Source organism: Devosia sp. Root105, assembly GCF_001424865.1.
Taxonomy (GTDB): domain Bacteria; phylum Pseudomonadota; class Alphaproteobacteria; order Rhizobiales; family Devosiaceae; genus Devosia_A.
Genome location: NZ_LMCR01000015.1, coordinates 395,310 through 419,956, shown reverse-complemented (window position 1 = coordinate 419,956; position 24,647 = coordinate 395,310). Strand labels below are relative to the sequence as shown.

General features: G+C 66.0%; 27 protein-coding genes. 12 read left to right on the top strand and 15 right to left on the bottom strand.

The window, feature by feature from the left end:
- Positions 1-98: 98 nt before the first annotated feature.
- From ASC68_RS15435 to ASC68_RS15425, 3 genes are all read right to left on the bottom strand, one after another.
- Positions 99-722, bottom strand: coding sequence for a nucleoside deaminase (locus ASC68_RS15435; protein WP_055880953.1), 624 nt, complete (start codon positions 720-722; stop codon positions 99-101).
- Positions 723-977: 255 nt separating this feature from the next.
- Positions 978-1,751 carry an META domain-containing protein gene (locus ASC68_RS15430; protein WP_055880951.1) on the bottom strand — a complete coding sequence of 258 codons (774 nt, stop codon included), beginning with the start codon at positions 1,749-1,751 and terminating at the stop codon, positions 978-980.
- Positions 1,752-1,827: 76 nt separating this feature from the next.
- Complete coding sequence (locus ASC68_RS15425; RefSeq protein ID WP_055880948.1) at positions 1,828-2,343, bottom strand: ureidoglycolate lyase; 516 nt, start codon at positions 2,341-2,343, stop codon at positions 1,828-1,830.
- Between the two features lie 122 nt (positions 2,344-2,465).
- On the opposite strand from ASC68_RS15425, the gene ASC68_RS15420 reads away from it, so the two are divergent.
- Positions 2,466-4,028, top strand: a complete 1,563-nt coding sequence (locus ASC68_RS15420; protein ID WP_055880945.1) for a helix-turn-helix domain-containing protein — start codon at positions 2,466-2,468, stop codon at positions 4,026-4,028.
- Positions 4,029-4,245: 217 nt separating this feature from the next.
- Here ASC68_RS15420 and ASC68_RS15415 read toward each other — a convergent pair whose 3' ends face one another.
- The gene (locus tag ASC68_RS15415) at positions 4,246-4,686 is read right to left on the bottom strand and encodes a cupin domain-containing protein (protein ID WP_082528200.1); all 441 of its coding nucleotides are present in this window, start codon (positions 4,684-4,686) and stop codon (positions 4,246-4,248) included.
- 230 nt (positions 4,687-4,916) lie between these two features.
- On the opposite strand from ASC68_RS15415, the gene ASC68_RS15410 reads away from it, so the two are divergent.
- Positions 4,917-5,255 (top strand): hypothetical protein, encoded by a 339-nt coding sequence (locus ASC68_RS15410; RefSeq protein WP_055880939.1) that lies wholly within the window; start codon positions 4,917-4,919, stop codon positions 5,253-5,255.
- Here the strand turns inward: ASC68_RS15410 and ASC68_RS15405 are convergent.
- The 4 genes from ASC68_RS15405 to ASC68_RS15390 form a co-directional block, all read right to left on the bottom strand.
- Positions 5,250-6,071: a bifunctional allantoicase/(S)-ureidoglycine aminohydrolase gene (locus tag ASC68_RS15405; RefSeq protein WP_055880937.1), complete on the bottom strand. Its 822-nt coding sequence runs from the start codon at positions 6,069-6,071 to the stop codon at positions 5,250-5,252. The two genes, ASC68_RS15410 and ASC68_RS15405, sit on opposite strands and share 6 nt — an antisense overlap.
- Before the next feature lie 65 nt (positions 6,072-6,136).
- Positions 6,137-7,165 carry a GlxA family transcriptional regulator gene (locus ASC68_RS15400; protein WP_055880934.1) on the bottom strand — a complete coding sequence of 343 codons (1,029 nt, stop codon included), beginning with the start codon at positions 7,163-7,165 and terminating at the stop codon, positions 6,137-6,139.
- Positions 7,166-7,281: 116 nt separating this feature from the next.
- On the bottom strand, positions 7,282-8,436 hold the full coding sequence (locus ASC68_RS15395) for a DJ-1/PfpI family protein (RefSeq protein ID WP_055880932.1): 1,155 nt from the start codon (positions 8,434-8,436) through the stop codon (positions 7,282-7,284).
- Between the two features lie 188 nt (positions 8,437-8,624).
- The gene (locus tag ASC68_RS15390; protein ID WP_055880929.1) at positions 8,625-8,948 is read right to left on the bottom strand and encodes a metalloregulator ArsR/SmtB family transcription factor; all 324 of its coding nucleotides are present in this window, start codon (positions 8,946-8,948) and stop codon (positions 8,625-8,627) included.
- 60 nt (positions 8,949-9,008) lie between these two features.
- Here ASC68_RS15390 and ASC68_RS15385 point away from each other — a divergent pair, with 60 nt between their 5' ends.
- From ASC68_RS15385 to ASC68_RS28700, 4 genes are all read left to right on the top strand, one after another.
- A complete protein-coding gene (locus ASC68_RS15385; RefSeq protein ID WP_055880926.1) occupies positions 9,009-9,467 on the top strand; it encodes an SRPBCC family protein in 459 nt (152 codons plus the stop codon).
- The gene (locus ASC68_RS15380; RefSeq protein ID WP_055880923.1) at positions 9,464-9,823 is read left to right on the top strand and encodes a VOC family protein; all 360 of its coding nucleotides are present in this window, start codon (positions 9,464-9,466) and stop codon (positions 9,821-9,823) included. Before ASC68_RS15385 ends, ASC68_RS15380 begins: the two co-directional genes overlap by 4 nt.
- 85 nt (positions 9,824-9,908) lie before the next feature.
- Positions 9,909-10,100, top strand: a complete 192-nt coding sequence (locus ASC68_RS15375) for a hypothetical protein (RefSeq protein ID WP_055880921.1) — start codon at positions 9,909-9,911, stop codon at positions 10,098-10,100.
- Between the two features lie 3 nt (positions 10,101-10,103).
- Positions 10,104-10,337, top strand: coding sequence for a hypothetical protein (locus ASC68_RS28700; protein WP_055880918.1), 234 nt, complete (start codon positions 10,104-10,106; stop codon positions 10,335-10,337).
- A 149-nt stretch (positions 10,338-10,486) separates the two neighbouring features.
- Here the strand turns inward: ASC68_RS28700 and ASC68_RS15365 are convergent, their stop codons facing one another.
- The 7 genes from ASC68_RS15365 to puuE all read right to left on the bottom strand — a co-directional run bounded on the left by ASC68_RS15365 (position 10,487) and on the right by puuE (position 16,628).
- Positions 10,487-10,951 (bottom strand): SRPBCC domain-containing protein, encoded by a 465-nt coding sequence (locus ASC68_RS15365; protein ID WP_055880915.1) that lies wholly within the window; start codon positions 10,949-10,951, stop codon positions 10,487-10,489.
- Complete coding sequence (locus tag ASC68_RS15360; protein ID WP_055880912.1) at positions 10,948-11,658, bottom strand: DNA alkylation repair protein; 711 nt, start codon at positions 11,656-11,658, stop codon at positions 10,948-10,950. The genes ASC68_RS15365 and ASC68_RS15360 overlap by 4 nt, the downstream gene beginning before the upstream one ends.
- Before the next feature lie 9 nt (positions 11,659-11,667).
- Positions 11,668-13,428 (bottom strand): serine hydrolase, encoded by a 1,761-nt coding sequence (locus ASC68_RS15355; RefSeq protein ID WP_197421237.1) that lies wholly within the window; start codon positions 13,426-13,428, stop codon positions 11,668-11,670.
- A 97-nt stretch (positions 13,429-13,525) separates the two neighbouring features.
- Entirely contained in the window at positions 13,526-13,984 is a 459-nt protein-coding gene (locus ASC68_RS15350; protein ID WP_055880909.1) for a VOC family protein, read from the bottom strand.
- Positions 13,985-14,096: 112 nt separating this feature from the next.
- Positions 14,097-14,579: an SRPBCC family protein gene (locus ASC68_RS15345; RefSeq protein WP_055880906.1), complete on the bottom strand. Its 483-nt coding sequence runs from the start codon at positions 14,577-14,579 to the stop codon at positions 14,097-14,099.
- Between the two features lie 45 nt (positions 14,580-14,624).
- The gene (locus ASC68_RS15340; RefSeq protein WP_055880904.1) at positions 14,625-14,981 is read right to left on the bottom strand and encodes a metalloregulator ArsR/SmtB family transcription factor; all 357 of its coding nucleotides are present in this window, start codon (positions 14,979-14,981) and stop codon (positions 14,625-14,627) included.
- 231 nt (positions 14,982-15,212) lie between these two features.
- Entirely contained in the window at positions 15,213-16,628 is a 1,416-nt protein-coding gene (gene puuE / locus ASC68_RS15335) for an allantoinase PuuE (protein ID WP_156384732.1), read from the bottom strand.
- Positions 16,629-16,839: 211 nt separating this feature from the next.
- On the opposite strand from puuE, the gene uraH reads away from it, so the two are divergent.
- The 6 genes from uraH to ASC68_RS15305 all read left to right on the top strand — a co-directional run bounded on the left by uraH (position 16,840) and on the right by ASC68_RS15305 (position 24,646).
- The gene (gene uraH / locus ASC68_RS15330) at positions 16,840-17,196 is read left to right on the top strand and encodes a hydroxyisourate hydrolase (RefSeq protein WP_055880898.1); all 357 of its coding nucleotides are present in this window, start codon (positions 16,840-16,842) and stop codon (positions 17,194-17,196) included.
- The gene (gene xdhA / locus ASC68_RS15325; RefSeq protein WP_055880897.1) at positions 17,196-18,659 is read left to right on the top strand and encodes a xanthine dehydrogenase small subunit; all 1,464 of its coding nucleotides are present in this window, start codon (positions 17,196-17,198) and stop codon (positions 18,657-18,659) included. Before uraH ends, xdhA begins: the two co-directional genes overlap by 1 nt.
- Positions 18,656-20,986: a xanthine dehydrogenase molybdopterin binding subunit gene (gene xdhB, locus ASC68_RS15320; protein ID WP_055880894.1), complete on the top strand. Its 2,331-nt coding sequence runs from the start codon at positions 18,656-18,658 to the stop codon at positions 20,984-20,986. Before xdhA ends, xdhB begins: the two co-directional genes overlap by 4 nt.
- A gap of 142 nt (positions 20,987-21,128) precedes the next feature.
- Positions 21,129-22,010 (top strand): xanthine dehydrogenase accessory protein XdhC, encoded by an 882-nt coding sequence (xdhC, locus tag ASC68_RS15315; RefSeq protein ID WP_055880891.1) that lies wholly within the window; start codon positions 21,129-21,131, stop codon positions 22,008-22,010.
- Positions 21,997-23,562 carry an ABC transporter ATP-binding protein gene (locus ASC68_RS15310; RefSeq protein WP_248310549.1) on the top strand — a complete coding sequence of 522 codons (1,566 nt, stop codon included), beginning with the start codon at positions 21,997-21,999 and terminating at the stop codon, positions 23,560-23,562. Before xdhC ends, ASC68_RS15310 begins: the two co-directional genes overlap by 14 nt.
- Complete coding sequence (locus tag ASC68_RS15305) at positions 23,552-24,646, top strand: ABC transporter permease (protein WP_055880888.1); 1,095 nt, start codon at positions 23,552-23,554, stop codon at positions 24,644-24,646. Before ASC68_RS15310 ends, ASC68_RS15305 begins: the two co-directional genes overlap by 11 nt.
- Position 24,647 lies beyond the last annotated feature (1 nt).

Here is a 24,647-nt window from a genome sequence, read left to right as displayed (position 1 = left end):
CCGCGCCCGTTGATAGTTGGGTCCCAGCTTTCGCTGGGATGACATCCGGGGGAGGCGGGCTTTGTGCATAAGCAGATGAGCTTTGGCCCAGAGCTGCCTCAGCTCAGCGGGATGCCCTTCTTGCCCTTGTCTTTCTGGTAGGCGGCCGAGAGGTCGTTATAGGCGGCGTTGAGCTCGTCGACCCGGGCGACCAGCAGCTCGCGCGACGAGCGGTCGATGCCGGCCATCATCTGCTGGATATCGTGGCTCTCAAAGAACGCGTTCCTGCGGTTGTAGAGCGGCCGATCCTCGGGGACGAAATCGCGGTCCGGGTCGGGCACGGCATAGACTTCGCGGAGGATGCGGATGTCGTGCGGGATGCCGAAACTGTCGCGGGTGTCTTCGTAGCTGAACAGGTAATAGAAATTGTCGAAGCCCGACCAGGTGATGCCGGAGAGGCAGAGCGAGCAGGGCTCGTGCGTGGCTAGGAACAAGCAATCCTTGGGCGCCGGGCGCTCGGCGGCCGGGAGTTCGTAGAACCGCTTGATGGCGTGCATTTCGCCATGCCAGAGCGGGTTCTCGGTCTCGTTATTGGTCTCGCCGACGACCAGCGACAGGTCGGACTTCCTGAGGATCGCTGCCCCGAACAGCTTGTTGCCGCCACCGACACCGCGCTTGGTCAGCGGCAGCAGGTCGAGCTCGATGACATCGAGCAGGCGGGAGATGAGGTCGGGCGTATGCATCGGGGGCTCCGGTTGGGTGCACCCAAAGTGCGGCGACCGGTGTGCGGCGTCAACGCTTATGCCACGGGCCGCGCCTCTCGCGCCCCCTCGCCCCTCTGGGGAGAGGGGTCAGGGTGAGGGGCGCCAAGCACACCGGATAGGCAGCTCCCACGGAAGATAGACGTCCGTCCCGCGCGCTTGGCGCCCCTCACCCCACCCTCTCCCCAGAGGGGCGAGGGGACGGGGTGGCGCAGCCGGTGACACATACAAACGGCTTTAGAACCGCGACTTGCCGAGGTTCGCCAGCTCGACCCCGCCAGCGTCCAGCAGGATCAGGTGATCCTTGTCGAGCCGCCAGAAGCGGGTGGCGGCGAGGGCGGCGAAGAAGCTGTCTTCCTGCTTGGTGGCCTCGTCGGAAACACAGGCCATGCGGGTTGCGGCGACGGCGCTGAAGATCAGCCGTTCAGCATTGACCTCGGCCTGGGCGAACCACGAGTTGCAGCCGCCGCGGCCGCCGGCGCGCATGTCGGAGGCGATGGAGAGCGAGGAGACGATGCCACGCGCTGCCGGCGCGCCGCCGATGGTTTCGGCCTGCCAGGTAATATCGAGGATCGGCGAGGGCGCCGGGGCGACGACCGGCTCGGGCGTCGGGACCGGTTCCTCCTGGGGCACGATGTTGACGATGATGAGGATCGGGGTGGCCGGGGCCAGCGGGTCGAGCGCGTAGGGCTCGGCATTGCGGAACCACACGGCGTCCGGCCCGGCGATCTCGGCAACCAGCGCGTAGCTGTGGCCGGCGACGATGACGGCGTCATCGAAGTTGAGGGTGAAGGTCAGCGGCACCTGGCCGGGGCTGGAGATCGGCGCCTTGGCGGAAACGCGTGGCTGGTCGGGCGTCGCGAGGTCGATCAGCGACACCGACAGTGTGCCGCCGGGCGGCAGTGCGATGCGTTCGCGATAGGTTACATCGCCCTTCAGCGTCACCTTGGAGGCGAGCGCCGGGCTCGCCAATACCAGCAGCAGTGCCACCATCGCTACAACGATACGCATGTCACGCCTCCACCCTCAGCCCGCGTCGGCAGATTATGCAGCAATTGCAACGCGGTTGCGACGCCCGAGCGCCAAGTCAGTAAAGAATTGAACCGGTCGCCACCACCAAATACGGCTCGGCAAAGAAGTATTCCTCCAGATTGTTGCCATCGCCGCCGCGGTCGATGATCAGGAAATCGGCGGTCTCGCGCAGCGGCGTGAGCACGGCATGCCAAGTGTTCATCGCCATATTGATGCCTTGGCCGGCCGCCGCGAGGAAGGCGCGTGGGGTGCCGGGGATACCGCCTTCATCCGGCGCGACGATGGAGAGGAACGGGCGCTGCGACAGCGGGTAGAAGGCCTGGCTGCCGAGCGGGTGGCGCTCCACCATGTTCAGCGTCAGCGGCAGCTCATAGGGCTGGCCGCGAGCGATAGAGACCAGCGGGCGGGCATGCACGCCGCCGAGCTCAACCCGCGCCAGATCATGGTAGCGCTCGGTCATGCCGCCATTGATGGGATAGTGGTGCGCACCTTCGGTTTCGATCACCTGCCCGAAGGGGGCATAGGCCTCGCGCGTCAGCGGCTCGATGAGGATAGTCCGGCTGGCTGTCATTTCGACTCCCGTTTGCTGCCCTGGACCTTAGCCGATGTGACGCACCGGGGAAGCCTCACTGCCGGCTGGTGTTTCTCGGGTGAGTGCGCCATGTTCCCGGTGCGGCAATACTGAAAGCGATAATGGCAGAGTATCAGTTCAACAGTTTCGTCTTCCACGAGGACTTGCTTTCGGCACGAGACCTGGGGGGCAGGGAGGTCACCTTCACCCGGGCGGAACGAACGGTGCTCTCGACGTTCATGGCGCACCCGCAGCGGCTGCTGACGCGGAACGCGCTGCTCGATGCCATCTCGGGTGTCGGCTCGGATGCTTCCGACCGGAACGTCGATTTCCTGATCAACCGGCTGCGCGCCAAGCTGGGTGATCCAGCCCGTTCGCCGCGCTTCATCGCCACACGCTACGGCGAAGGCTATGTGTGGGTGGCGGAGCCTGCCCAGCCGGCCGATGCGCTGGTCGTGGTCGGGCCGGTGCATGGCAAGGCGCGGTCGGGCCGGTTCTCCGAGGTTGCCGGCGCCCTGCTCGGCGAACTGGTGCAACAGCTCGACGCGGCCACCTCGCCCGGCCAGGCGGTTCGGCTCGAAGAGACGTTCTCGGCGCGCAGTGCGACGAGGACGCGCTTCAACCTCGAGATCAGCTTTTTCCCACAAGCCGAGGCCCTGCAATGCGCGCTGGTGCTACGGCAGATGCCGGGTGGCGACGTGGTCGGGATGTCCCGGCTGGCAGTTGCCGAGGCGGGTGAGGTGGCAGGACTGGTGGCCGACGTGGTGCAGCAATATCGCTCGCTGATCTGGCACCGGCACGCCCTGGGGATGATGGATGCACCGGCCTCGGCGACACCGCCGCTTTATGTGGCGATGCACGATGCCGGGCGGCTGATCACCGCCGATACCCGCAGCTGGATCGAAAATGTCGACCAGGTGCGCGCCGCGCTGGCGGCCAACCCGGACGATCCGGTGGCGCGGCTGATGTGGGGGCTCAGCCTCTATGTGCAGGTGATCATGGGGAGCAATGGGCAGGGCCGACCGGAAGCCGAGCGGATCGCCGTCGAGGACGAGATCGAGGCGGCCGCGCTTGGTGCACTGCCGGGTGTTGCCGACAACCCGATGCTGAAACTGTCGGTGGCCAAGCTCCTGTTGTTCCTCGCGCGCGGGCACACGGCGATGGGAGAGCGGCTGGCCGAGGAGGCGTTCGAAGCCAGCACGGCGTTTGCCGCTTCGTTCGCCATTCTGGGGCAGGCGCGGCTGATGCGCGGCCGGCTGGCGGAGGGGATCGACCTGCTCGAACGTGCCGCCGAAATGGCCGAATATGGCACCGAGTTCTGGATCTATACCCTCGTGGTGCTGTGCGGCGGCAAGCTTGCGGCCGAGGATCGCAAAGGCCTCCGCGCCACGCTGCAGCAGTTGCACGAGGCTTCGCCGCAAACGCTGATCACGGTGGCGCCGTTCTGCGTTCCGGCAGATGAGCCGTTGTCCCCCCCGGGCCAGGCCTTCATCAGCAGCCTCGGGCCGGAGGGGGCGACCCGGACGCTCGAGTATATCTTCATGACCTCGGTCCGGCAGTACGAGGATCTGCGCCATCAGGGCAACGTGTTGCGCGCGTTGGCCCAGCGCCTGCAGCAGATCTACGGGGCGGATGTGGTGCCGTCGCACATCAGGGCGCTGCTGGAGCCTGCAGCAGGGGGCTGACGACCGCCGCCACCGGGGTCGTCAGCTGTGCGAGGTCGACCCGTGGACCTGCGCCCTGTGCACTGCAGGCCGTGAGGGTCACGAGCGCTGCCATTGCGGGGCCAGTGCCGACGCCGGGGCGTCGGGCTGGAGGCACTGTTGGCAACCGGTCGGCCATGGCGATCTCCCTGAGGCGAATTGCTTCGCGAGCAAACGCTAGGGGAGGACTGTTGCTGGATTATTTGCTGGCCGAAGCGTCGACCTTGATGGTGTTGGCAGCCGTGCCGCCGCCCATATAGACCGCCACCAGCTTCATCGGCACGGTGCCGGTATTGACGCCGTTGTGCGGCCAGTGGACCGCTTCGAGCACGGCTTCGCCGGTGCGGTAGACCTTCTTGCCCTTCGTGCCGTAATCGACGGTCAGCTCGCCCTCGAGGATATAGGCAAAGAGCGGCACTTCGTGCTCGTGCCAGCCGGTTTCACCACCCGGCGGCACGGTGACGATCGCCGAGGTGACGTTCGGCGTCCCCTCGGGATAGGCGAGCGGCGCGCCCAGCACGTCGCTGCCGCCCTGCACCAATGGGGTGAGCAGGTTCTGGTAGCTCTGCGGCGTCAGGTCTTCGGCCAGCGCCGGCGAGGCCAGCACGGCCAGTACGGCCAGCATTCTCAATCGTGTCATCTGAATCGCGTTCTCCCTGTCGCGAGGATGCCGGTGACGATGGCCGCCGCCGCCATCAGCCGCAAGCAATTTTCTGCGCCGCGGGCTGAACCAAGCGGCAAGGAAAACGTTGTGGCGCTCGGTACTTAGATCGTGTCGGCGGCACGCCGACACGCTCACGTAATGATGTTGGTCGCGCTTTCGGACGGAAAAGTCTCACAACTTTTCCTGAAAGCGCTTCGGGTTTGAGAATGCATAATCAGATTCATCTTGTATCCGCCGGCGCGTCCGATGCGCTCATCGAAACCCAATCGGCGGGGATCATCCAACCATGCCGACGCTATATCGAGGGGTGGCAACTGCGCGCCACCTACCTGGCCGAACAGCTCGCGCTGCACCCCAGGGGTTCCGACGCATACGAGCTCGCCGAGACACGCCTCGCCGAGCTGCGGGGTGAGATTGCGGCCAATCGGGACTATCTGGTGGTCGAGGCGAGCCGGCTGCCGCCCGACGACCTGGTCGACGCGACTCTGGATGAACTCGACGCGCTTCTCGCGAGCCTCAGCAGGGCGGCGTCAGCGAGCTCATAGTACCAGCTTGGCGTGCCGGTTGACGTCCTTGTAGAGCAGATAGCGGAAGCGGTTCGGGCCGGCGTAGCAGGCTTGCGGGCAGAACGCGCGCAGCCACATGAAATCGCCGGCTTCGACTTCGACCCAGTCGCGGTTGAGCCGGTACACTGCCTTGCCCTCGAGCACGTAGAGGCCGTGCTCCATGACATGGGTTTCCTCGAACGGGATCACCGCGCCGGGCTCGAGCGTCACGATGTTGACGTGCATGTCGTGACTGATATCGGTGGGGTCGACGAAGCGGGTGGTGCCCCAGCGGCTATCGGTGCCGGGCATCCAGATGATCGGCTCGTCCTGCTCATTGGCAACGAACGCAGCCGGCAGGTCGATGCCCTCGACCGCCTCGTAGCGCTTGCGCACCCAGTGAAAGCGCACGGGGGCGGTGGACTTGTTGTTGAGCGCCCAGCGCGTGCCGGGCGGCAGGAAGGCGTAGCCACCGGTCTTCAGCAGGTGGGTCTTGCCATCAAGGGTGAGCGTCGCCTGTCCCTCGACGACGAACAGCACACCCTCGGCGCCGGCATCGGGCTCCGGCTTGTCGCTACCGCCGCCGGGAAACACCTCGACGATGTACTGCGAGAAGGTCTCCGAGAAACCGGTCATCGGCCGGGCGATGACCCAGGCCCGGCTGTCCGTCCAGTGCGGCAGGTAGCTGGTCACGATGTCCCGCATGACGCCACGCGGAATCACCGCATAGGCCTCGGTGAACACGGCGCGGCCGGTGTGGAGGGCGGTCTGGTCGGGCAGGCCGGCAATCGGGCCGGCATAGGTGGTGGGGGCCATCGGACTTCAGTGAACGTGAGTGGTGAGTGCTCTTAGCGCGAAAGCCGATGCAGGCACAGTGGGTGTCAGCGCCGGCTGCCCTCGATGCGGAAGCGCTCGCGATAGCCTTCGGGCGTGGTGCCGAGGTGCTTGCGGAAGGCGCGCGACAGGGTGGCGGCGCTGCCCAGCCCAGCCCGCTCGGCGATGCGGGCCAGCGGCCAGCGCGTCGATTCCAAGAGCTGCTTGGCGCGATCGAGGCGGACCAGCTCGACATAGCGGGCCGGGGTCATGCCGGTTTCGAGGCGGAAGGTGCGGGCAAAGGTGCGCTCGCTCATGATGGCGCGATCGGCCAGCACGGCGACGCTGAGATCGGCCTCGGGGTTGCCGGCGATCCAGGTGACCAGCGATTGCAGCCCGTCGCCGGCGCTGGTCTGCGCCGCGAGGCTGCTGGAAAACTGCGATTGGCCACCGACGCGGCGCAGGTAGAGCACCAGCTCGCGCGCCGTCCGCAGCGCCACCTGCGGCCCGCAATCGTACTCGACGAAGGCGAGCGCCAGGTCGATGCCGGCGGTGACGCCGGCCGAGGTGAAGATGTGGCCATCGCCGACGAAGATCGCATCGGGCACCACCTCGGTGCGCGGCAGCAGGGTTTCGAGCAGGCGGGTAGAGGACCAGTGCGTGGTGGCGCGCCGCCCGTCGAGCAGGCCGGAGGCGCCGAGCAGGAACGCGCCGGTGCAGATGCTGGCGACGCGCCGGATGCCGGGGGCATGGGCGGCGAGCCAGGGGAGCAGGGCGGTGCCTTCCGCAGCGCGGCGCACCGGGCCTTCGGGGCCGCCGGAAATCAGCAGCGTATCGATATCGGGCCCGAGCGCCTCGAGCGGCAGAGTGCCGGCGAGCGACAGGCCGGAGCTCGAGGTGATGGTGCCGCCGGCCGGGCTCGCCACGATGATCTCATAGTGCAGCGGGTTGGCGGCGAGATCGGGCATGAAGTCGTTGGCCTTGGCGAACACTTCGGCGGGGCCCGTGACATCGAGCAACTGGAAGCCGTCGTAACCGACGATGGCGATACGGCTGATGGTGCTGTGGTTCGGGGGCAGGGGGACGGGTAGCGGCATGGGTTCATCCTAGTGCGCGACAGGGATGGTTGGAAACGCGGGTGAGAGGGCAGACGGTCCGCTGCCGACCACAGGCTCACCTCACCCGGTGGGTGGGGAGAGTTGCGCAGGACCCCCTACCGCCCGCCGCCAGCCCAGGGATACTCCATCACCAGTGCGACGATCTTCGCCGTCGGCAGGTCGTAGCGCGCCGCCACCATCGGCAGCTCGTTCTCGAGCGTCTGGGCCGGCGCTTCGGTGGGCGGCGGGGGCAGGATGCGGTCGACGCGGGCGCTTTCGCTGGGCTGGTCGGGGAGGATCAGCAGGCCGTGGCGGCTCCGAACCGGCGCGCCACCGGCGCCGAGAGTCACGACGCTCGCGAGGTTGGTGCGGGCATAGGCGTCGACGAGTAACCCCAGCGCTACCTCGTCGACGCCCTGCTCGAGCGGAATACCGACGGTTTCGCGCCGCCAGAAGGTCAGGGCGTTGCGAATGAAGGTCTTCTTGTGCTCGAGAGTGAGTTCGAACCCGGCCGAGCGATGCCGGGCATCCCAGCTGGCGACGCCAAGTTCTGCGGCAGTGCGCTCGGCGACGGCTCGCCCGCCGATGGCTTCGACCAAAGCCAGCATGATCGGGATGTTGGCGGTGATACCGGTGGAGGTGGCGACGCCATCGTCGACCACATAGCGACGATCGGGGACGAAAGTCATGGTCGGATGCTTCTGGCGCAGTTCGGCGACGGCGCTCCAGTGCCCGGTGGCGCGGCGGCCATCGAGCAGGCCGGCAAAGCCGATCATGCGCGAGCCGTTGCAGATCGAGATGATTTTGGCGCCCTTCTTATGCTGGGCGACCAGCCAGTCGGCGATGACCTGGTCGGTGCCGGGGTCCATGGCGGGAACGACGACGTAGTCGGCGCCTTCGGGGTGTTGGGCATCGAAATCGGCGATGGTCGCTTCCGGGGTGATCTTCGGGCCGGGGTAGAGCTGCACCGGCTCGGCGCGCTCGGCCACCACGGTGACCTCGGCGACGTCAGCCCGCTTCAGCACGCCATAGGCCGAAAAGAAGTCGGAGAGCTCGGTCGCCTGGTTCCAGGCGATGATGGCGATCACCGGCCGGTCGGTGGGGCGGGTCGGGCGCATCGCCGCGATGGTGGCGGCCTGCTCGTCCGCTGCTATCGGCTCGGCTGGCGCTGGGGCCGCGGTGGGCGCGCCGGGGGAGAGGAGGATCGGGGTAGCGATCAGCACCGCCAGCAGCAGCACGCCAATGCCTGCGAAGATCGTCCGCTTGCGCATCTTGCCCTCCAGTTGGACTCGAGGAGGCTAGCGGCCGGCAGACGACAATGGCCGCCAAATCAGCTGCAGTTCCTGCCAAACGGGCAGGGTGGGGGGTAGGGCGGCACGCGCAGGCCTCGCAGTGATCCTCTCCCGCCACGCGGGGGAGGATCACTGCGCGGTCGCTGGCTTCGATGCCCGCACCGGGGTCAGCCCTCCAACCCCTGCTTCAGCTTCAGCAAACCCTGCGCCGCGTAGGCGGCGTAGCCGCCGATCCAGCGCTCGTGCAGCTGCTGAATGGGGATGGCGTTGAGGTGGTTCCAGCGTTCGCGGCCGTCGCGATGGGCGACCACCAGGTCGGCCTCCTCCAGCACCTTGAGGTGCTGCATCACCGTGCAGCGGTCGAGCTCGGGGAAGGCGTCGCAGAGCGCCCCGGTGGTCTGCGGATTATCCTTCAGCCGGTCGAGCATGTTGCGACGCACCCGGTTCCCCAGGGCCTTGAAAATCCTGTCATTTCCGTCGTCGCTTGACATGTTATATTTTTATAACATAATGGCCGGAAAGACAAGCGATAAACGCACAGGAGAAACGAGATGGATGTGAAGCTGAAGGTGTCGGGGCGGATCGCCAAGCCCGTGCACGAGGTGTTCGAGGCGGTGGCCGATCCGGCAAAACTCTCCGGCTTTTTCACCACCGGCGGCGCCAAGGGCCGGCTCACCACAGGCGCCACCGTGACCTGGGACTTTGCCGATTTCCCCGGTGCCTTCCCTGTGCAGGTGGTCGAAGTGGTCGACGACAAGCGGATCGTGCTCAAGTGGGGCGCCGTGGAAGGGACGGGCGCCGACCCGAGCGGCGATACCACCGTCACCATGAGCTTTGAGGCCCTCGAGGACGGCCGGACCCTCGTGACCATCACCGAGGCGGGCTGGACGGCAACGCAGCAGGGGCTCGATGCCTGTGTCGGTAATACCGAAGGCTGGACCGGCATGCTGTGCGCCATGAAGGTCTATCTCGAGCACGGCTTCAACCTGCGTGACGGCTTTTACAAATGACCAGCGAAATCCGCGGCGGCATCAACATCGCCATGAAGGTACCGACCCATCTCTATGCGGAAACGGTGGCGTTCTATCGCGACGTGCTGAAGCTCGAGCGGGTGCCGGAGCGGCAGGAGGTCGGCTTCCTGTTCGGGCCGAACCGGCTGTGGATCGACGAGGCGCCGGGGTTTTCGCAGAGCGAAGTCTGGCTTGAACTGTTCACGCCCGAATTTGCTCCCGCCGCAGCGCGGCTGAGCGCCGCGGGGGCGACCCGCAACGATGCCATCGAGCCCTTGGGCGAAGGGTTTCGCGGTGGCTGGTTCTTCAATCCGGCCGGGATCGTTCACATGGTGCGCGAGCCCGACGCCTGGTGAGCGGTTAAGCAAAAACGGCCGGCGGTCGTCCAAGGCCAGCGCCGAGTGTCAGAAAAAGTTTAGGAATCGGGCGCAGATTCGGGCCATGGCAACGCAATCGCACCATAACCCGCGCCCCCTGATCGACCCGATCCAGCTGGAACAGGCCGGACGGGCGTTGCGCCAGTGGCTCGACCGCCTGCTCGGCCATGCCGAGCCCCAGGTGAATACCGATATCGACTGGGAAGATGGCGAGCCGCACCACAAGCAGCGCGACGGAAGTTACCCGGGGCACTGAGCGATGGATTGGCTCCGCGACTTCCAACAGTCGTTCCGCGAGCCGGTCTATGGATTTCTTGCGACGTTCTGGCCCGTCCTCGCGGTCATCGCGCTGATCGGCCTCGGCTGGCTGGTCGGCAGCATGGTGACGCGCGCCCGTCGAGGTGGCACTGACAGCAGCGGCAGTGGTGCGTTCTCGTTTGGCGATTCCGACGGGGATGGCGGTGGCGGCGATGGTGGTGGTGGCGGCGACTGAGAACGGCGCCACCCGTCCTTGAGGGGAGGGGTTGGGGGTGGGGGTCCATCGGTGATCACAGAACCACCCCCACGCCCCACCCCTCCCCTCACGGGGGAGGGGAGCGACATCGAGTGGGTGGCGAGCGCTTCGCCCAAACGTTCCAACCCTCAGCCGAACCCAGCCAATAAATCCTCCAGCCGGTCGTAATGGGCCACCGACTCGTCGTTCATCCCGGCCTTCACCAGCAGCTCGCGCACGTCGCCACTGGGGAATTCCGAGAGCACGTCGAGGGTGGTTGCCCCGGCGTCTTCGGTCAGCGCAGTGGTGACCAGCACCTCACCCGGGTCCCAATCTTCCCAGTGTTCGGTCTGCACGATGCGGCTGGGCGCCTCGAGGTCGCGGAACGTACCGTGCTGGCCGATCTCGCGCCCGTCGGGGCGGCGGGTGACGATGCGCCAGTCTCCGCCGACGCGGAGGTCGAGTTCGCAGCTGACCAGCTCGGCATACCAGCGTCGCAGCAGGGCAGGGGTGGTGAGCGCCGCGAACACCAGCTCGCGCGGCGCCTTGAATCGGCGGACCATGCGGATGGCGCGCTCACCCTCGAGGGTGATGTGCAGCGGTTCGCGGGTCATCTGGCCTTGCCCATGGCGAGGTAGCGGGCCCGCTCGTCCGGCGCATAATGTTCGAGCGCGTTGCGCAGCATGACGCGCGGCATCCGGGCTGCGTGCCTGTCGAGGAAGGCGTTGAGCGCCGGGCGGTTACCGTCGGCAGTGCGCAGCATCCAGCCTGCGGCCTTCTGCACCAGATCCTCGGGGTCATCGAGCAGCAGTTCGGCAATGGCGAAGGCGTCGTCGAGCTGGCCGCGGCGGATGAACGAGAAGGTGGCGAGGGTGGCGGTGCGCCGCTCCCATGGGTTCTCCGATTTCGCCAGCCGGTAGAGGATATCGCGCGGGCGATCGACGAGATGCGGGCCGATCACGTAGTAGGCGGCGAGATCGACGAGGTCCCAGTTGTTGATGCGGTCGTGGCGGCGCAGGTAGAGCTCGAACAGCTCCTCTTTGCGCTCCAGTGTGGTCTTTTTCGCCTGGTATTGCTTGGCCATGATGCTCATGGCGGCAGCGCGCGCCTCATGGATGTCGGACTCCATCAGGTTTTCGATCTCGGCAGGCGGGGTCAGTAGACACTGTTTGGCGAGGGCGAATACCTCGCCCATGCGCACGCCAATGAAAGTGTCGGCCGCGTCGTCATCGAAGTCGAAGTAGCGATGGTATTTCTTGCGCTCCTCGTCCGACCGCAGCTCCTGCAGTCGGGCGAGGATCGCTTTGGCAGTGAGTTCCATCTCTCCCCCTCAGAAGGTCTGGCCCATCTGATCCATAACCTGCTCGAGACCGAGCTGCGAGTAATCCATCATCTGCTTTGACGTGGTGGTGTGCTCGGTGATGGTGACCTCGGTGACATCGCCCTTCGGGGTCAGCGTCACCACGGTCGCGACGTCGCGCGGGAATTCCGCGGGCATGCCGACGCTGGTCGGGTCGATCGGGTTGCCGTCCTTGTCGGAGAGGTTCTGGACGTATTCGAGCCGCTCGTTGGGGATGACCTTGGTGTACTCCCAGCGCATCCACAGGTCGTGCCCCTCCGGCGAGCGCATCAGCACCACCGAATAACCGCCTTCGCGGACATCCATGCGGGCTTCCGGGCTGGTCCAGGGGCGCGGGCCCCACCACTTCATCACCTCGGCATCTTCGGTCCAAGCGCGCCAGGCGCGTTCGGGCGAGGCGTTGAAACTGCGGGTGACGACGACGTCGTGGGTGATGAGCTCGGGCACGTCGGACACTCCCTTGGTTTCGGCGCCGATGGCGGTGAACGCGCCGCGCCAGAAGTCGCGGAACTGGTTGGAGGCGATGTAATATTGCACCGACTGGGTGAACATCAGGCCGATCAGCCCGGTCGCTGGGTCGTTGGCCCAGCTTGTGCCATAGCCGCCATCCCAGCCGTAGCGGCCTGGGGTGGGCGAGATATCGTCGGGCGTGTCGTAGGTCAGCACGCCATAGCCCCAGCCGAGCTTGTCGAAGAAGCCGGGCATGAAGCCGGCGCCATCCTGCTGCTCCGGCGTCAGCTGGTTGCGGGTCATCTCGGCCACCGAGGCTTCGCTGAGGAGGCGGGTGCCCTGGTACTCGCCCCGGTTCAGCAGCATGCGGGCGAAGGCGAGGTAGTCATCGAGCGTCGAGACGAGCCCGCCGGCGGCCGAGGGGAAGCTCGGCGGCTTGCTCCAGATGCCCCCGACCGGATCCTCCAGAAACTGCTCGTTGGTGGCGAAGTTCACCGAATAGGCGGGCTGGAAGCGGTCGAGCTTTTCTGCCGGCACGAAGAAGCCGGTATCGACCATCCCGAGCGGGGTGAAGATGCGGCTCGCGAGGAAGTCTTCGAGTGGCATGCCGGAGGCGCGGGCGATCAGCACGCCGAGCAGGAGCGAACCGGTATTGTACATCCAGGTCTCGCCCGGCTGGTGCATCAGCGGCAGCTCGGCGAACTTGGCCATCCACTCATCCGGCGTCCATGGCGTCGCCGGCACCGGGGGGCCATTGGTCAGCTGGCGCGCATCGATCGCCTGCTGGATCGGCAAAGTCGGGTCGAACAGCACGCCGAAGCCGAGCGTGAAATTCATCAGGTCGCGCACTAGGATGGGGCGGCTTGCCGGCACCGTATCGGTGATCGGGCCTTTGAGGTCCTTCAGCACCTGGCGGTTGGCGAGTTCGGGCAGCAGCCGATCGACCGGTTCGTCGAGGCGGAGCTTCTTGTCCTCGACCAGCATCATCACCGCCGCCGTGCCGACGGCCTTGCCGACCGAGGCGATGCGGAAAATCGTGTCACGGCGCATCGGCACGCCGCCCTCATAGGCGGTATTCCCTGCGGTATCGACGATCACCTCGTCGCCCTTGGCGAGCAGCCAGACGGCGCCGGACATGTCGCCCTTCTTGATCGAGGCTTCGATCTTGCCCTTGAGCGTGGCGAGGGCGGCAGGATCGAACGTCGCCTGCTGGCCGAGGGCGGGGATGGCCGAGGCCAGCACCAGCGAGCTGACGGTGAGGAGGAAGGTTCGGCGGCGCATTGCGGGTCTCCAGGTTTGCGGCAAGCCGCTCCCGGCCGCGCGCCGGGAGGCGCACGGGGGAAGGCCTTGCGATGTGGGGTTTCGGGAGGGCGCCGGCTTAGCTGCCGGCGTAGGCCTTCTGGATGTCGGCCACGATGATCTTCTTCATCTGCAGCATGGCCTGCATGGCCCGGCCGGCGCCGGCACGGTCACTGCCGGCCAGGGCTTCGCCGAGCTGCTTGGGGACGATCTGCCAGCTGAGGCCGAATTTGTCCTTCACCCAGCCGCACTGGCTCTCCTCGCCGCCATCGGCGGTGAAGGTGTCCCAGTAGTGGTCGACCTCCCGCTGGCCGTCGCAATCGATGGTGAAGGAGATCGCCTCGGTGAACTTGAAGATCGGGCCGCCGTTCAGCGCCATGAACTCCTGGTCCTTGAGGCGGAAGGTGATGGTGATGATGCGGCCGTCCGGATAGTGGTCGACCTTGCGGATTTCGCCGTCCTTGAAGGTCTCGATGTAGAACTTGACCATCTCTTCGATGCGGTCGTCGATCCACAGGCAGGGCATGATCTTGGGCATTTGAGGTCTCCTTGGTTGGGTTGAGTTCTCCCTGTCCGTGAAGCGGAACGCTTCACCGGCGGGGTGGTCGCAGTGGCAGTCGAAGCTTCAGGGGCAGGTATGCCCCTTGGGGTTAGTAAGCCGGCATATCAGCCAGCAATTCTTCCAGGCGCTTGAAGCCCATCTCCATGCCCTCGGCCATCGGGGTGGCCCGGGCGCCGTCGCGGGCTTCCTTATTGGCGTAGAGGATGGTCACCACCGAGGTGGTGATGCCATTGGCTTCAGTGATGCGGTTGGTGACGATGGTCTGCCCGCCGGTCCAATCCATGTCGTAGATCTCGTTGGTCTTGATCCAGTCGGGGCGGGTGATTTCGAGCACCTCGCCGGACGAACCCATCTCGAAGCCGCCGGGTCCCGTGGTGACGAAGCGCCACTTGCCGCCGACGCGCGCATCGAACTCGCAGGTGACGAACACCCAGTCGGCCGGCCCGAGCCAGCGACGGATCAGCGCCGGGATGGTCCAGCAGTCGAACACCAGGTCGGCTGACGCCTTGAAGGTGCGGGTGACGACGATCTCGCGATCGGAGGGCAGGGTGATGGTCAAAGGCGGCTGCATGGGGCGTCTCCTCTGGTCTTCTTGTGGTTCAGTTCTTCTTGTCGGTCAGTTTTTCTTGTTTCCTTGGGGGGCGAAGCGCTGCAACTCGTCGAGCAGGGTGTCGAGCCGCTGGTAGCTCTGCTCCCAGAACTTACGATAGTTCTCGAGCCAGCCGACCGCATCGGCCAGCGGCAGCGCCTCGATCTTCACCGGGCGCCGCTGCGCATCCTTGCCGCGTGAGACGAGGCCAGCATTCTCCAGCACCTTGATGTGCTTGGAAATGGCCGGCTGGCTCATCTCGAACGGCGCCGCCAGCTCGTTCACCGACGCATCGCCCTCGGCCAGCCGCGCCAGGATCGCCCGCCGGGTCGGATCGGCGAGGGCGGCAAAGGTGAGATCGAGCTGGTGCTGGTTGGGCTGCATTTCATAACCTGTTCGCTATATAACGAGATGGTTATGATTGATGTCGTGGGGGATGTCAAGCGGGGTGTGCGTGAGCATGACGATAGGCCGGTGCGGGCTGACCCCCACCCTTGATCCCTCCCCGCAAGGGGGAGGGAGACGCAGACTACGATGCCAGTGTGAGGGTCTCCCTCCCCCTTGCGGGGAGGGGACAGGGGTGGGGGTCAGCCCGCACCGGACAGGCGGTCCGTCTCAGCCCAGAATCTGCCCAATGCGCAGTTCTGCGATCCGCTCCACCTGCCGGCAGGCGGTGGCGAACTCGGTGTCCCGATCGTTGGCGAGGCGCTTTTCGAACGCTGCCATGATCTGGGCCTTGGTGTTGTCGCGCACCGCGATGATGAAGGGGAAGCCGAACTTCTCGACATAGGCGGCGTTCATCTTGCCGAAGCTCGTCCGCTCGGCATCGGTGAGCGCATCGAGCCCGGCCGAGGCCTGCTCGGACTCGGATTCCGAGGTGAGGCGCTTGGCCGCCGCGAGCTTGCCGGCGAGGTCGGGGTGGGCGATGAGGACGGCCAGCCGCTCGGCGCTCGTCGCGGCACGGAACACCTGGCTCATCAGGGCATGAAGGCCGGTGGCCGTATCGTGGGCCGGGCCCATTTCGCGCTTGTGGGCGCGCTCGGCCACCCATTCGGAGTGCTCGAACACATTGCCGAACAGCTGGGTGAAATCGTCGAGCGCCAGCTCCGACGGAACGATCTCCGGCTTCACGTAGGGGTGGGTCTGCAGCCAGTGCTCGGCGATATCGATCCGCTTGGCGATCCAGACCTTGTCCTTCTCCATAATGTACTCGACGAAACGCTTGAGCCCGGCAAAGCGCCCGGGCATGCCGACCAGCCGGCAATGCAGCCCCAGCGACATCATCTTGGGTGCGCCGGCTTCGCCCTCGGCGTAGAGCACGTCGAACGTGTCTTTCAGCAGCTGGAAATATTCCTCGCCATTGGCGAAGCCCGACGCGGTGGTGAAGCGCATGTCGTTGGTGGCGAGCGAATAGGGGATGATCAGCTGCGGGCTGCCGAAATGCTCGCGGTAATAGGGCAGGTCGTCGTCATAGGTGTCGGAGACATAGGTGAAGCCGCCTTCCTCGCTGGCGAGATCGACGGTGTTCACTGAGGTGCGGCCGCAATACCAGCCGGTGGGGCGGGCGCCAGTGACCTCGGTGTGCATCCTGATCGCGGCGTGCAGATCCTCGCGCTCGTGCTCGATGTCGTAATCCTTGTAGTCGATCCACTTGAGCCCGTGGCTGGCGATCTCCCAGTCGGCGTCGAGCATGGCCTTGACCTGCTCGGGCGAGCGCTGCAGCGCGGTGGCGACTCCATAGACGGTGACCGGCAGGTTCAGGCCGGTGAACAGCCGATGCAGGCGCCAGAAGCCGGCGCGGGCGCCGTACTCATACATCGACTCGACATTCCAGTGGCGCTTGCCCGGCCACGGCACGGCGCCGATCACATCGACGAGGAAGGCCTCGGACGCCGCATCGCCATGCAGGATGTTGTTCTCGCCGCCTTCCTCGTAGTTGAGGACGAACTGCACCGCGATATGCGCGCCGCCGGGCCATTGCGCATCCGGCGGATTCGGGCCGTAGCCCTGCAGGTTCCGGGGATAACGCATCATGGGCACCTCTTGGTTGGTTCCCGATTTATCACGAGCGCCATGCCGCGATGCAAGGGCGGCAAAAGTGGACCAGTTGGTAAAAAACTGCCGGGCACCCCCTTGGAACGGAGGCGAATATGCTCAATAGTCGGGCAATCCAAGGGTTATGCCTCAACGGCAAGCGGGAGCCGCGGGGGCGATCCGGCGCGCAGGGTGAAGGGACTAGACTATGGCGGGTTCAGCACGCCTGACGACGCACGTACTCGATACGACGCATGGCAAGCCAGCAGCCGGCATGCGGCTCGACTTGCTTATGGTCCATGGCGACCATACGCACCATATATGGTCCGGACACACCAATGCCGATGGGCGGGTGGACCAACCGCTGCTGGAAGGCGACCGCTTCCACCTGGGCAGCTATGAGCTGATCTTCCATGTGGGGCAGTATTTCGAGCGGATCGGCGTCAACCTCGAGAACCCGTTCCTCGACACGGTGCCGGTGCGGTTCACGATAAGCGAGGCGGCGCATTACCACGTGCCGCTGCTCGTCTCGCCGTACGGATATTCGACTTACCGGGGAAGCTGATGACCGAAATCCGGAGCCAGCTGCGCTTCATCCTCAACGACCAGGACGTCGTGCTGGACGAGATTTCGGCGACCCGTACGCTGCTCGATTTCCTTCGCCTCGACCGGCGTATGACCGGCTCGAAGGAAGGCTGCGCCGAGGGCGATTGCGGCGCCTGCACGGTGCTGGTCGGTCGAGTGACTTCGGGCGAGCTGGTTTACGAATCCGTCAATGCCTGCATCTGCTTCGTCGGATCGCTTGATGCAACGCATGTGGTGACGGTCGAGCACCTCTCGGCCGCCAATGGGCCGCTGCACCCGGTGCAGCAGGCGATGGTCGAGCACCACGGCAGCCAGTGCGGCTTCTGCACCCCGGGCATCGTGATGTCCCTCTACGGCATGTGGATGCAGAACGCCGACCCCTCGGTGAGCGATATCGAGGTGGCGCTGCAGGGGAACCTCTGCCGCTGCACCGGCTACTCCCCGATCATCAAGGCCGGCCAGTCGATCTCGGCCTATGGCACGGTGGTGGCCGATCCGCTGGTGATCGAGCGGCAGGCGATCAAGGCGCGGCTCGAGGCGCTGCGCGATGGGCGGCGCGTGGAAATCGGCGAAGGCAGGGGCCGGCTGATCGTGCCGGCTTCGGCCGACGATCTCGCCGAGGTCTATGCTGCCAACCCTCAGGGGACGCTGGTGTCGGGCGCTACCGATGTCGGGCTCTGGGTGACCAAGTTCATGCGCGATATCGGGCCGATGATCTTCATCGGCGATATCGCTGAGCTGCACGGCATCGAGGCAAGCGAAAGCGCGCTGAAACTCGGGGCAGGGGTGACCTATTCCGCCGCCACCGCCGCGGTGACGGGGAGTTTCCCGCAGCTTACCGAACTCTGGATGCGCATCGGCGGCCAGCAGGTGCGCAATATGGGCACCATCGGCGCCAATATCGCCAATGGCTCGCCGATCGGCGACACGCCGCCGCCGTTGATCGCGCTCGGCGCCTCGATCACGCTGAGGAAAGGCGAGACCCGCCGGGAGGTGAAGCTCGAGGATTTCTTCATCGCCTACGGCAAGCAGGACCGGCAGCCCGGCGAGTTCGTCGAGGCCGTCACCATCCCGTCGCTTCCCGAGGGCGAGCAGTTCGCCTGCTACAAGATCACCAAGCGCAAGGACGAGGACATCTCGGCTCTCTGTGGCGCCTATCGACTGAAGCTCGAGGGCGGCAAGGTCGCCGCCATCACCATCGCCTATGGCGGCATGGCGGCAACGCCGAAGCGGGCCAAGGCGGTGGAAGCGGCGCTCGTGGGCAAGGCGTGGACTGTGGCGACAGTCGAGGCGGCAATCCCGGCTTTTGCCGAGGACTACCAGCCCCTCACCGATATGCGCGCCTCGGCGGAATATCGCCTGCTGGCGGCGCAGAACCTGCTCCGCCGCTTCTTCCTCGAGACCACCGGCGAGGGCGAGCGGCTGACGAGGGAGGTGGCATGAACAAGCAATCCCCCATCACCACCTCGCCGCTGCATCTCTCGGTCAAGCATGACTCTGCCATCAAGCAGGTGGCCGGCCGCGCTGACTATATCGACGATCTGGTCGAGCCGGAGGGCACGCTGCACGCCTATCTCGGGCTTTCCACCAAGGCGCATGCCGATATCGCCTCGATGAACCTCGATGCGGTACGCGCTGCCCCCGGCGTGGTGGGCGTCCTCACCGGCGAGGATATTCCGGCCGAGAACGACGTCAGCTCGGTGCATAAGCATGACGAGCCGGTGTTCGCCACCACCCGGGTGGTCACCTGGGGCCAGCCACTGTTCGCGGTGATCGGCGAAACGCGCGAGGCGGCGCGGCGGGCGGCCAAGCTCGCCAAGATCGAGTATCGCGAGCTGCCGCATGTCACCGATGTGGATGCGGCGGTGGCGGCGGGCGGCAAGCTCGTCACCGAGCCCTTGAAGCTCGAACGCGGCGATGTCGAAGCCGGCTTCGCGGCTTCACAGCATCGGGCCAGGGGCCGGGTGCGGATCGGCGGGCAGGAGCATTTCTACCTCGAAAGCCAGGCGGCGCTTGCCATCCCCGGCGAAGACGACGAGATCACGCTGCAGGTCTCGAGCCAGCACCCGACCGAAATCCAGGTGATGGTGGCGCAGGTGCTCGGCGTGCCGCATGCCGCGGTGACGGTGAACATGCGCCGCATGGGCGGCGGCTTCGGCGGCAAGGAAACCCAGGGGAACCTGTTCGCCGTGGTGGCCGCAGTCGCGGCCAAGAAGCTCAACAAGGCGGTGAAGATCCGCCCGGACCGCGACGACGATTTCCAGATCACTGGCAAGCGCCACGATTTCGTCGTCGACTACGATGTCGGCTACAATAGCGACGGCAAGATCCAGGCGGTGACCGCCACCTATGCGGCACGCTCGGGCTATTCGGCCGACCTCTCCGGCCCGGTGACCGACCGGGCGTTGTTCCATTGCGACAACGCCTATTGGTACCCGACGGTGAAGGTGAACTCGCTGCCGCTGTTCACCAACACGGTGTCGAATACCGCCTTCCGCGGCTTTGGTGGCCCGCAGGGGATCATCGCAGCCGAGCGCTGGATCGAAGACATCGCCTATGCGCTGGGCAAGGACCCCCTGGAGATCCGCAAGGCCAATTTTTACGGCACCGACAGCAACAACGTGACGCCGTATCACCAGGTGGTGGAAGACAATATCATCCACCGGGTGATCGAGGATCTCGAACAGAGCTCGGACTATCAGGCGCGGCGTGCTGCCATTCTCGAATTCAACAAGACCAGCAAGGTCTTGAAGAAGGGTATCGCCATGGTGCCGGTGAAATTCGGCATCTCGTTCACCGCCACCTGGCACAACCAGGCCGGGGCGCTGGTGCATGTCTATCGCGATGGCTCGATCCACCTGAGCCATGGCGGCACCGAGATGGGGCAGGGGCTCCATATCAAGGTGATGCAGGTGGTGGCCGACGCGTTCGGCGTGCCGGTCGAGCGGGTGCAGATCACCGCCAGCAATACCGGCAAGGTGCCCAACACCTCGGCGACAGCGGCCTCCTCCGGCACCGATCTCAACGGTATGGCGGCGCTCGATGCGGCCAACCAGATCAAGGCCCGGATGGCGGCGCATGCGGCCTTCATCTACGAGGTCGAGCCCAAGGACGTGCAGTGGGAGTTCGGCGGTATCCGGGCCGGCCAGCAGTTCGTGCCGTTCGATGAGTTGGCGACGTCCTGTTGGATGAACCGGGTGCAGCTGTCGGCCGCCGGGTTCTACAAGACGCCGAAGATTCACTGGGATCGCACTACCGGGCGCGGCCACCCGTTCTACTATTTCGCCTATGGCGCGGCGGCGTCGGAAGTGACCATCGACACGCTGACCGGCGAGTATCAGGTGGATCGCTCGGACGTGCTCGAGGATGTCGGCCGCTCGCTCAACCCGGCAATCGATATCGGCCAGGTGGAAGGCGGCTTCATCCAGGGGATGGGCTGGCTCACCACCGAGGAACTGTGGTGGGACGGCAAGGGGCAACTGCGCACTCACGCGCCCTCGACCTACAAGATCCCGCTCGCTTCAGACGTGCCGCGCATCTTCAACGTGCGGCTGGCCGAATGGAGCATCAACAAGGAGCCGGCGATCGGACGAAGCAAGGCCGTCGGCGAGCCGCCGCTGGTGCTCGGCTATTCGGTGGTCGAGGCGCTGTCGATGGCAGTGGCGTCGGTGGCCGATTACAAGGTCGCCCCGCAGCTTGATATGCCGGCAACGCCCGAGCGCGTGCTGATGGGGGTTGAGCGGATGCGGCGGGCGAGGGCCAGTACGTGAGCCCGGTGCTCGCCACGCACCCCCTCCCAACCTCCCCCGTCGAGGGGGAGGTGCCGCATCGAGTTTGCGGCTCGATCTCACCCCAACCACCAGCCGACACCCTCCCTCTCGAGGAGAGGGCTGGGGAGGGGGAGGCCCCACGATGACTCTCTCCCCAGCCACCCTCAGATCCTTCCTCGCCGCCAATCCCGCGACCATCGTCGCCGAGCTCACCGCCGTCCGCGGTTCGTCTCCCCGTGAGGCCGGGACGTTCATGCTGATCTCCGAGGACGAGCAGGTTGGCACCATTGGGGGTGGGGCGCTCGAGTATATGGTGATTGACCGGGCGCGGCAGGTGCTGCGGGCCGGTGAGCATGAGGACAGTCTCGATATTCCGCTCGGGCCCGAGATCGGCCAGTGCTGCGGTGGTCGGGTGGATGTGGCGTTGAAACGGGTGACGCCGGCTGAGACGCGACGTCTGGTCGAAAAGCTCGAGGCCGAGGCGGCGGCGCGGCCGCATGTCTATCTGTTCGGCTCCGGCCATGTCGGGCATGCCCTGGCCCGGGCGCTGTCGGCGCTGCCGCTCAAGGTGCATGTGGTCGATACCAGGCCGGACGAGCTCACCAACCTGCCCGACAATGTCGAGACCCACGCCGTGGCGATGCCCGAGGCGGTGGTGCGCTCGGCCCCCGCGGGCAGTGGCTTCGTCATCCTGACGCATGACCATGCGCTCGATTTCCTCATCGCCGCCGAGGCGCTGCAGCGGGCTGATGCCCCCTATGTCGGCATGGTCGGCTCGAAGACGAAGCGGGCGCGGTTCCGCTCCTGGTACCTGGGCGAGGGCTATCCGGCGGCGCCGCTCGACCGGCTGGTGCTGCCGATCGGCGGCCAGGCGTTCCCAGAGGGGATTGGGGACAAGCGGCCCGAGGTTATCGCGGCGCTGGCGGCAGCCGAGATTCTGGTCCACATTGGCCGGCGGGAAGTCGAAGATCTGAAGGCGCGGCCGGCCACCGTAACGAAGTCGGGAGCCGCTGTTGGACAGTAGCATCGCGCCGCGTCTGCAATTGACCGGTATCACCAAGCGCTTTCCCGGCGTCCTCGCCAATGACAGCGTTTCGTTTGCTGTGCTGCCCGGCGAAATCCACGCGTTGCTCGGTGAAAACGGCGCCGGCAAGTCGACGCTGGTCAAGATGATTTACGGCATCATGCAGCCCGATGCCGGCGAAATCCGCTGGAACGGCCAAGCGCTTACCGTCGGCAACCCCAAGGCGGCCCGCAAGCTCGGTATCGGCATGGTGTTCCAGCATTTCTCGCTGTTCGAGGCGATGACGGTGCTCGAGAACATTGCGCTGGGAATGGATAGCAAGATCCACGCCCGCGACCTCGAGGCGAGGATCCGCGAAGTGATGGAGCAGTACGGGCTGAAGCTCGATCCGCACCGCACCGTCTCCACCCTGTCGGTGGGCGAACGCCAGCGCATCGAGATCGTGCGGGCGCTGCTGCTCAACCCCAAGCTGCTGATCATGGACGAGCCGACTTCGGTGCTCACCCCGCAGGAGGTGGAGCAACTGTTCGTGGTGCTGCGGCAACTGGCGTCGGAGGGGTGCTCGATCCTCTACATCTCGCACAAGCTGCACGAAATCAAAGCGCTGTGCGATACAGCGACGATCCTGCGTGGCGGCAAGCTGGTCGATACCTGCGATCCCAAGGTCGAGACCTCGCGCTCGATGGCCGAAAAGATGATCGGGGCTGGGCTCAAGGAAATCACCAAGCCGGCCGGCCGATCGCTGGGGCCGGAGAAGCTGGTGGTCAGCCGGCTGTCGATCCCCGGCGCCGGGCCGTTCGGTATTGCGCTCAAGGACATCAACTTCACGGTCCGCGGCGGCGAAATCTTCGGCGTGGCAGGCGTCGCCGGGAACGGCCAGAATGCCCTGCTGCTGGCGCTGTCGGGCGAAGTGCTGTCGGGCGACGCGGAATCGATCAGCATCGACGGCGCGCCGGTCGGCCAGCTGCAGGCGAAATCTCGGCGGCTCAAGGGGCTGGCCAGCGTGCCGGAAGAGCGCAACGGGCATGCCGCAGTGCCGGAATTCAGCCTCGCCGACAATACCATCCTGACCGCCCGCGACCGCCTCGGCATGGTCAGTGCCGGACTGATCAAGGCCGGTGCGGCCAAGACCTATGCCGGCGAGGTGATCGCCGCCTTTGCCGTCAAGGCGCTGGGGCCGGGCGCCATGGCGGGTTCGCTCTCAGGCGGGAACCTGCAGAAATACATCATGGGTCGGGAAATCTTGCAGAAGCCCGCCGTGCTGGTGGTCAGCCAGCCGACCTGGGGCGTCGACGCCGGGGCGGCGGCGGCGATCCATCAGGCGATCGTCGATCTCGCGGCTGCGGGTTCGGCGGTGGTGGTGATCAGCCAGGATCTCGATGAGCTGCTGTCGCTGTGCGACACGCTGGCGGTGATCAACGAGGGGCGGCTGTCGCGACCGATAGAGGTCGCCGGCGCCGATATCGAGGAGATCGGCCTGCTGATGGGCGGCATCCACGGCGAGGCGCCGACCACCCCGACTGTTGAACTGGAGCTGGCCGATGCGCATTAAGCTAGAAAAGCGCCAGGAGCCGAGCAAACTGATGCAGGTGGTGACGCCCATCGCCTCGGTGCTGCTCACCATGTTGGTCGGCGTCGTGGTGTTCGACCTGCTCGGTATCGACGGGCAGCGGGCGGTGATCGATATCTTCCTGACGCCGCTGCTCGCCTCCTACAAATGGCAGGACGTGGCGGTGAAGGCCGCGCCGCTGATCATCATCGCGCTTGGCCTGTCCATCGGCAATCGCGCCAATGTCTGGAACATCGGCGCCGAGGGCCAGTACATCATCGGCGCGCTTTGCGCCGCCGGCGTCGGCATCGCCGCCGGCACGGCCGGCGGGCCGATCATCATCGTCACCATGATCCTTGCCGGCATGGTCGGCGGCAGCGCCTGGGCCGCGGTTCCGGCGGCGCTGAGGACGCGCTTCGGGGTCAACGAAATTCTCTCGAGCCTGATGCTCACCTATGTTGCGCTGCAGGTGTTGAGCTACCTGGTCGGCGGCCCCTGGAAGGACCCGAACGGCCGCAATTTTCCGGCCACGGCGCCGCTGCAGCCGGACCAGACGCTACCGATCCTCTTCTCCGGAACCACGGTTCACCTCGGTGTCGCCATCGCCGTCGTGCTGCCCTTCGTGTTCTGGCTGCTGATGTCGCGCTCGGTGTTCGGCTACCAGATCCGTGTCGTCGGCTCGGCGCCCAACGCGGCGCGCCATGGCGGGTTCGACGGCAACCAGACGGTCTGGCTCGCCATGCTGATCGGCGGCGGCATGGCCGGGCTCGCCGGCGCACTGGAGTTCGCCGGGTCGCTGAAGGCGATCAATCTCGGCTTTCCCTCCGGCTACGGCTTCACGGCGATTATCGTGTCGTTCCTCGGCCGGCTGCATCCCATCGGCTGCCTGATCGCCGGCATCGTGCTCGCCGTCACCTATGTGGGCGGGCAGGTGGCGCAGACCACGGTGCATATCCCTAACGCCACCGCCGGCATCTTCCAGGCGATGATGCTGTTCTTCATCCTCGCGAGCGACATTTTCGTGCGCTATCGCGTGCGCTTCATCCGGTCGGCCAAGGCCGTCGTGCAGCCGGCACCGGGGGAGTAGG